Genomic DNA, 6,704 nt, shown 5'->3' on the forward strand with positions numbered 1-6,704 from the left:
TTTAACAACTAATACAATTGAGCAGGCTATAGAAAGAGCGGGAACTAAAGCAGGGAATAAAGGTTTTGACGCAGGAGTATCTGCTATCGAAATGGTAAACTTAATCCAAACAATAGGATAAAGAAAAATATAATTGAAAGTTGATAATTAAAAATTGAAAATTTTGGTGACAGAGTTACTATAGAAGCAAAAAGAAAAAAATGGGGTGGGTTAATATGATAAATTCAGATGAAAAATATATGGAATTGGCCCTAGAACTGGCAGCTTTGGGAGAGGGAAATGTAAATCCTAATCCCATGGTAGGAGCAGTAGTTGTAAAAGATGGAAAAATAATTGGCAGAGGCTATCATAAAAAATATGGTGGTCCCCATGCAGAAGTTTTTGCATTAGAAGATTCAGGGGCAGAAGCTGTTGGGGCTACAATCTATGTAACTTTGGAACCATGTTCCCACTATGGGCAAACTCCTCCTTGTGCTGAAAAAATAATTAAGATGGGAATCAAACGATGTGTAATCGCGACTTTAGATCCCAATCCATTAGTAGCAGGAAAAGGTGTTAAACTTTTGAAAAAAGCTGGAATAGATGTGAAAATAAATATTTTAAAAGAAAAAGCCTTAAAACAAAATGTTGTTTTCTTTAAATATATAGAGAGAAAGATTCCTTATTTATTTCTAAAATGTGCCATTACCTTGGATGGTAAAATAGCTACTGAAAGTGGGAATTCCAAGTGGATTTCTAATGAAATATCAAGGGGTAGAGTTCAAGAATTACGACATAAATATATGGGGATAATGGTAGGAATAAAAACACTCTTAGGAGATAATCCGAGGCTCAATGCGAGGATAGAAGGTGGGAATAACCCATATAGAATAGTAGTAGATCCTAGTTTGAAAACACCAGAGAACTATAATTTTATTCAGAATAATAAAGATAATAAATCTATAATAATCACTTCTAAAAGGAACATTGATAGTGAAAAACATCTAAAATTTGAAAATAATTATAATGTGAAATTTGTATTTTTAGAAGGTGATAGATTTACAATGAGAGAAATAATAAAAGAAATAGGAGAATTAGGAATAGATTCTATCCTCTTAGAAGGTGGGAATTCTATGATATCTATGGCTTTTAAAGAAAATATTTTAGATGGGGGACAAATATTTATTGCTCCAAAAATCACAGGAGATAATAATGCTATACCATTTATAAGTGGATTTAAAATAGGAACTATGAAAGAAAGCATAGAATTAAAAGATGTAAAGTTTAAAGTCTATGGAGATAATATAGCAATAGAATTTAGTTTATAAGGAGTAAAATTATGTTTACAGGATTAGTAGAGGAGATGGGGGAAGTAATCGGCCTAGAAACAGGAGATCTTTCACTTAAAATAACGGTAAGATCTAAAAAAGTAATAGAAGGAGCCAAATTAGGAGACAGTATTGCTACCAATGGAACCTGTCTGACTGCTACTAAGATAGGCGACAATTATTTTGAAGCCGACATAATGCATGAAAGTGTAAAAAGAACTAACCTTAAAAGATTAAAGGCTGGGGACTTAGTTAATTTAGAAAAATCTATAACTTTGGCTACTCCCTTAGGTGGGCACTTGGTAACAGGAGATGTGGATGGTGAAGGAATGATATCTAATATCTATTCTGATGGGATAGCAAAAATCTATGTAGTGAAGATAGAACCACGACTTATGAAATATGTTGTAGAAAAGGGAAGGGTTACCTTGGATGGAGCTAGTCTGACTGTAGTAGATTTTGGAGATGATTTCTTGAGTGTATCACTAATTCCTCACACCCAAGAGATGATAACTCTCGGGAGTAAAAGTGTAGGAGATTACCTCAATGTAGAAACCGATCTGATCGGAAAATATGTAGAAAGAATGATGAATTTTAAAGAAAAAGTAGAAGTCGAAAAAAAAAGTAACATCACAGAAAGTTTTTTAGCTGAAAATGGATTTTATTAAATTCTATTCTTAAATTCTATAAGAAAATATCTGTAGAGGTCATTTAAAATAACATTAAAAAAAGAAGAGTTTTAATAAGGATAATTCATGAATTATCTCTAGGCTCAAGGGTTTATTTATATTTAATTATTTGGTTTTACTTTATGAAAAATTTTGAAAAAGGGAGAATAACTATGTTAGATAATATAAAAGATGCAATTGAAGATATAAAACAAGGGAAGATGATTATAGTAGTAGATGATGAAAATAGAGAAAATGAAGGGGACATAGTAATGGCAGCGGATATGGTATCCTATGATGCAATTAATTTTATGGCAGTCAATGCTAGAGGACTTACATGTGTACCAATGGATAGAGTAAGAGCTAAAGAATTAAAACTAAACCAAATGGTAGGGAATAATACTGATCCCCATGGAACAGCTTTTACGGTATCTGTAGATTCAAAAGATACTACTACAGGGATATCTATTAGAGACAGAGTGCAAACTATAAAAGATTTAGCTAATAGAAATAAAGGTGCTGATGACTTTAACAGACCAGGACATCTATTTCCACTTGTAGCAAAAGATGGAGGAGTTTTGATTAGAAATGGTCATACAGAAGCATCTGTAGACTTTGCACGTTTAGCAGGATTAAAACCAATGGGTGTAATCTGTGAAATTTTAAAAGATGACGGTACTATGGCAAGGTTAGATGACTTAAAAATATTTGCTAAAAAGCATAGTTTAAAACTTGTGAGTATAGAAGACCTTATAAAATATAGAAAAGAAAATGATGTTTTAGTAAATGAAGTAGCAGTAGCTAAAATGCCAACACAATGGGGTAAATTTGATCTTCATGCATATGAAAACTGTTTAGATGACAAGGAGCATATTGCCTTGGTAAAGGGAGATGTAAAAGGAAAAGAAGAGGTATTGGTAAGAATACATTCTGAATGTTTTACAGGAGATGTATTGGGGTCTCGTAGATGTGACTGCGGTTCACAACTACATAAGGCTATGAAAACTATAGATGAAAAAGGAGAGGGCGTTATTCTCTATTTACGTCAGGAAGGGAGAGGTATAGGTCTCTATAATAAGATGAAAGCTTATAATCTTCAAGATGAAGGATTAGATACTGTAGAAGCCAATGTAAAACTAGGATTTGAAGCAGATCTAAGAGATTATGTATTGGGATCTCAAATATTAAAAGATTTAGGAATAAAATCTATTAAACTAATGACAAATAATCCTAAAAAAATAGAGGGATTAAAATCTTATGGAATAGATATTGTACAAAGAGAAAATATTGAAATCACTCCTAATGAAGAAAATAAAAGATATTTAAAAACGAAGAAAGATAAGTTAGATCATATGCTAGAAAAAGTATAAAAGTAATTGAAATTAAAGAGATGAATAAATAAAATAAAGCTCCTCCTACACTTAGAAAAATCTAGTTTATAGGAGGAGTTTTTTCAGTGGGAAAGACGGATTAATAACCTAATAAAAATTAATATTTGTATAACCTTTACATTATTCATGACAGAGGTTTATTTTCTGTAAACTAATAGTATTGGTTCCGAAAAAATTATACCTTGTGTTTTTTATGAAATTACGATATGATAGTTGATATCAATATTTAATTGTAATCATTATAGAAAAAGGAGAATTGTTATTTTAGGGGTAGAAAGAACTGTATGAAAAATTATGATCATTTGAAATAATATGAATTAAAAAAATTGGAGGTATATATGTTATTTGAATTCGACTTAAAAGATAAAGTGATCCTTAGAAATAAAGCGGTGCTAGCACCTATGACAACCTGGTCAAGTAATACTGATTTGACTGTTGCCGATGACGAAGCAGAATATTACGCTGCTAGATCAAAAGGTCCCGGAATGGTTATTACAGGAACTACTTTTTTCCAAAAGAATGGCCAAGGATTTGCCAATCAATTTTATGCAGGTTCCGAGGAATTTATTCCATCATTAAAAAAATTAGCAGATTCTATAAAAGCTGGAGGAGCAAAAGCTATATTACAGATATTTCATGGAGGAAGGATGGCAGATCCAAGATTTGGATTAGTCAGTGCTTCTGCAATAAAGCCTACACATAATCTTTTCGGTCCAGTAGAGGATATGAAAACTCCTAGAGAACTTACTAATCAAGAAGTTTGGGATATAGTAGGTGGATTTTACGAATCTATAAGAAGAGCTATAGAAGCTGGATTTGATGGTGTTGAGATCCATGGTGCCAACACATATTTAGTACAACAATTTTTCTCACCACATTCTAATAGAAGAAGTGATGAATGGGGAGGAAATATAGAAAAAAGAATGAAATTTCCCCTTGAAATAATAAAGGCAGCAATAAAAGCAAAAAATGAATTTGCAGATGAAGAATTTATTATAGGATATAGATTTTCTCCAGAAGAAATGGAAAATCCTGGGATTACATTAGAAGATACCCTTTGTCTAGTTGATAAACTTTCAGATGTAAAAGATTTGGACTATCTGCACATATCGATTCAACATTTTGCGAAGACATCTATTAGAGATGAATATGATAAGAGACCTGTTGGTAAAGTTATCTCAGAAAAAATAGCAAGAAGGAAGCCATTTATAGGAGTAGGAGGCATATCTACTCAAAATGATGTCCACCAAGCTCTTTATGAGATAGGTTATGATCTCATAGCTATCGGACATTCTATGATTACTGATCCTAACTGGGTAGAAAAAATAGAAAGAGGAGAAAAAATAGATACTGCTATACATATGAAAAGTTTAAAGGAGCAAAAGATTCCTGTGAAGCTTGCAGAAACTATAAAAGGTATAACAGGTTGGTTTAATGTAGAGGAGTAGAAGATCTAGGTTTTGTCAATAATATATATAATTAATTATTTTGTCATATCTATCAAGGGATAATATTTTTATTCTTTTTCTCATAAAAAACCTTCAAATTAGTGTAAACTACAATTACATTAATTTGAAGGTTTTTACAAAATATGAGACAGGGACAGACTTTTGGTTCATTTTTTATTAAAGGTTTATCATTTGTTGCATTTAATTATACAATGTGAAAACCTATAAAAAACCTATTTTAATATATTTAAATCTATCCTTTGAAATACTTAACTACTTTGTAATCTACTAAGTTGTTATTATCTAATCTATCTTTCCCTTGACCGATTTTAACTATTTCAGAACTACATTTTCTTGTAAGATTACTATGTTCTACTAATCTTACAGGATTTTTTATTTCTGGGATTCTTTCTACTTCAGTAGCGTAGACGTTAGAGAGTAGATCAAATAGATTTTTATCCTCTAAAAAATGAGAGTAGAGCATAGCTCCTCCAATTATAGAGATCTTATTGGTCTTAGTTTCATCTTTAATATATTCTTCTAAATTATCCAAATTTATAAATGTCAAATTTTCAATATATTTTTCACCGAGTATTTCTTTAGCATCTTCTATTGTTTTTATTTTATTTGAAACTATCACATGTTTTCTTTTAGGTAATCCCCCAGTAGGTAAAGATTCAAAGGTTTTTCTTCCCATGATCATCGTAGTTCCAATTGTCATCTCCTTAAAAAATTGAAGATCTTCCCTGATATTAAATACCAAGTCATTTGTATCTTTATTCCCGACTATATTCTCCTTGTAGGAGATAGAATAGATCATATTAACCATAAATTTTCCTCCTATATAGCTATCTCAATTTTATTTGACTTAGATTTTGGTTCATATCCTACTAAGTCAAAATCATCAATGGTAAAATCAAAGAAGTTCTCTACATTATTTTTAATGACTAATTTTGGTAGTTCAGATTCTGTATCAAATTCTTCTCCAATAACAATCATTTCTTTTACATAATCTATATGTCTGTCATAGACATGATGGTTTACAGTAAGATGAAGAAATTCTCCTACTTCTAAATTTGCAATATGAGCCATCATGTATACTAGAGTGGCATATTGTATCTCATTGTAACCTCCAGGCCCTGAAGCAGCCAAAAAATCTCCTGAACGTTGATCTAATACTGCGTTAAGTTTTCCGCCTATTACAGAAAAAGTAATAGTATGAGCACAAGGAACCAACCCCATATCTTTCATATCTTCATTATTCCAGATAGTTACTACCATCCTTCTATCACCAGGTTTATTTTTCAATAAATAAATTACTCTTTCTACTTGAGTCATATTTCCTTCAGGAAAATCTATCTTCTTCCCCAATTGATATCCATAAGCTTTACCTATGCTCCCATTTTTATCAGCCCAAGAATCCCATATTTTTAATGGTAGATCCTTGATATTATTAGAGTTTTTTACCCATATCCATATTAATTCCTGTATAGCACCCTTCCAGTATTGACGTCTCAAGGTAGTTATAGGTAACCCCTTAGACAAATCGTACCTTGTAATTGATGCAAATTTTGCTACTGTATTTGCAGTAGTCCCATCTGACCACACAGGTCTTACTCCGTCTAATCCATCGTTTGTAGCACCTGCTAATATATCTTTAGCTTCCTTTATAAATAATTTATCTGAATAATTCATCCTAACCTCCTAAAATTTCAATATATATTTTATCATAATATATCAAAAATTTTCTTTTAATATTATCTTTAAAACCATCTACATGAATAATTTTTATCACTCCATTTAAAAGAAACTATAAGTTTTTACTTGGGTTATCCAAGCTATCTTGTATTAAAGAAAAGTATCTTCCTACATGTAGACCGTCCATCAAAG

At 31.2% G+C, this 6,704-nt stretch carries 7 protein-coding genes; 5 read left to right on the plus strand and 2 right to left on the minus strand.

Annotated elements, in window-relative coordinates:
- From WBG30_RS15455 to WBG30_RS15475, 5 genes are all read left to right on the plus strand, one after another.
- The coding region (locus tag WBG30_RS15455; protein WP_424505551.1) for a 6,7-dimethyl-8-ribityllumazine synthase at positions 1-121 on the plus strand (121 nt) is incomplete at its 5' end.
- Between the two features lie 94 nt (positions 122-215).
- Positions 216-1,307, plus strand: a complete 1,092-nt coding sequence (gene ribD / locus WBG30_RS15460; RefSeq protein ID WP_424505545.1) for a bifunctional diaminohydroxyphosphoribosylaminopyrimidine deaminase/5-amino-6-(5-phosphoribosylamino)uracil reductase RibD — start codon at positions 216-218, stop codon at positions 1,305-1,307.
- An 11-nt stretch (positions 1,308-1,318) separates the two neighbouring features.
- A complete protein-coding gene (locus WBG30_RS15465; RefSeq protein ID WP_424505546.1) occupies positions 1,319-1,975 on the plus strand; it encodes a riboflavin synthase in 657 nt (218 codons plus the stop codon).
- Positions 1,976-2,148: 173 nt separating this feature from the next.
- On the plus strand, positions 2,149-3,345 hold the full coding sequence (locus WBG30_RS15470) for a bifunctional 3,4-dihydroxy-2-butanone-4-phosphate synthase/GTP cyclohydrolase II (protein ID WP_424505547.1): 1,197 nt from the start codon (positions 2,149-2,151) through the stop codon (positions 3,343-3,345).
- Between the two features lie 359 nt (positions 3,346-3,704).
- Positions 3,705-4,814: an NADH-dependent flavin oxidoreductase gene (locus tag WBG30_RS15475; protein WP_424505548.1), complete on the plus strand. Its 1,110-nt coding sequence runs from the start codon at positions 3,705-3,707 to the stop codon at positions 4,812-4,814.
- Positions 4,815-5,067: 253 nt separating this feature from the next.
- Here WBG30_RS15475 and WBG30_RS15480 read toward each other — a convergent pair whose 3' ends face one another.
- Together WBG30_RS15480 and thyA are read right to left on the minus strand one after the other, a co-directional pair.
- On the minus strand, positions 5,068-5,643 hold the full coding sequence (locus tag WBG30_RS15480; protein ID WP_424505549.1) for a dihydrofolate reductase: 576 nt from the start codon (positions 5,641-5,643) through the stop codon (positions 5,068-5,070).
- 11 nt (positions 5,644-5,654) lie between these two features.
- Positions 5,655-6,509, minus strand: coding sequence for a thymidylate synthase (thyA, locus tag WBG30_RS15485; protein ID WP_424505550.1), 855 nt, complete (start codon positions 6,507-6,509; stop codon positions 5,655-5,657).
- Positions 6,510-6,704 lie beyond the last annotated feature (195 nt).

The organism is Psychrilyobacter sp. (assembly GCF_049671765.1).
Taxonomy (GTDB): Bacteria; Fusobacteriota; Fusobacteriia; order Fusobacteriales; family Fusobacteriaceae; genus Psychrilyobacter.

Coding starts and splice junctions, on each gene's coding strand:
- thyA (WP_424505550.1), bottom strand. CDS start 6,509: ATGAATTATTCAGATAAATTATTTATAAAGGAAGCTAAAGATATATTA.
- WBG30_RS15475 (WP_424505548.1), top strand. CDS start 3,705: ATGTTATTTGAATTCGACTTAAAAGATAAAGTGATCCTTAGAAATAAA.
- ribD (WP_424505545.1), top strand. CDS start 216: ATGATAAATTCAGATGAAAAATATATGGAATTGGCCCTAGAACTGGCA.
- WBG30_RS15470 (WP_424505547.1), top strand. CDS start 2,149: ATGTTAGATAATATAAAAGATGCAATTGAAGATATAAAACAAGGGAAG.
- WBG30_RS15480 (WP_424505549.1), bottom strand. CDS start 5,643: ATGGTTAATATGATCTATTCTATCTCCTACAAGGAGAATATAGTCGGG.
- WBG30_RS15465 (WP_424505546.1), top strand. CDS start 1,319: ATGTTTACAGGATTAGTAGAGGAGATGGGGGAAGTAATCGGCCTAGAA.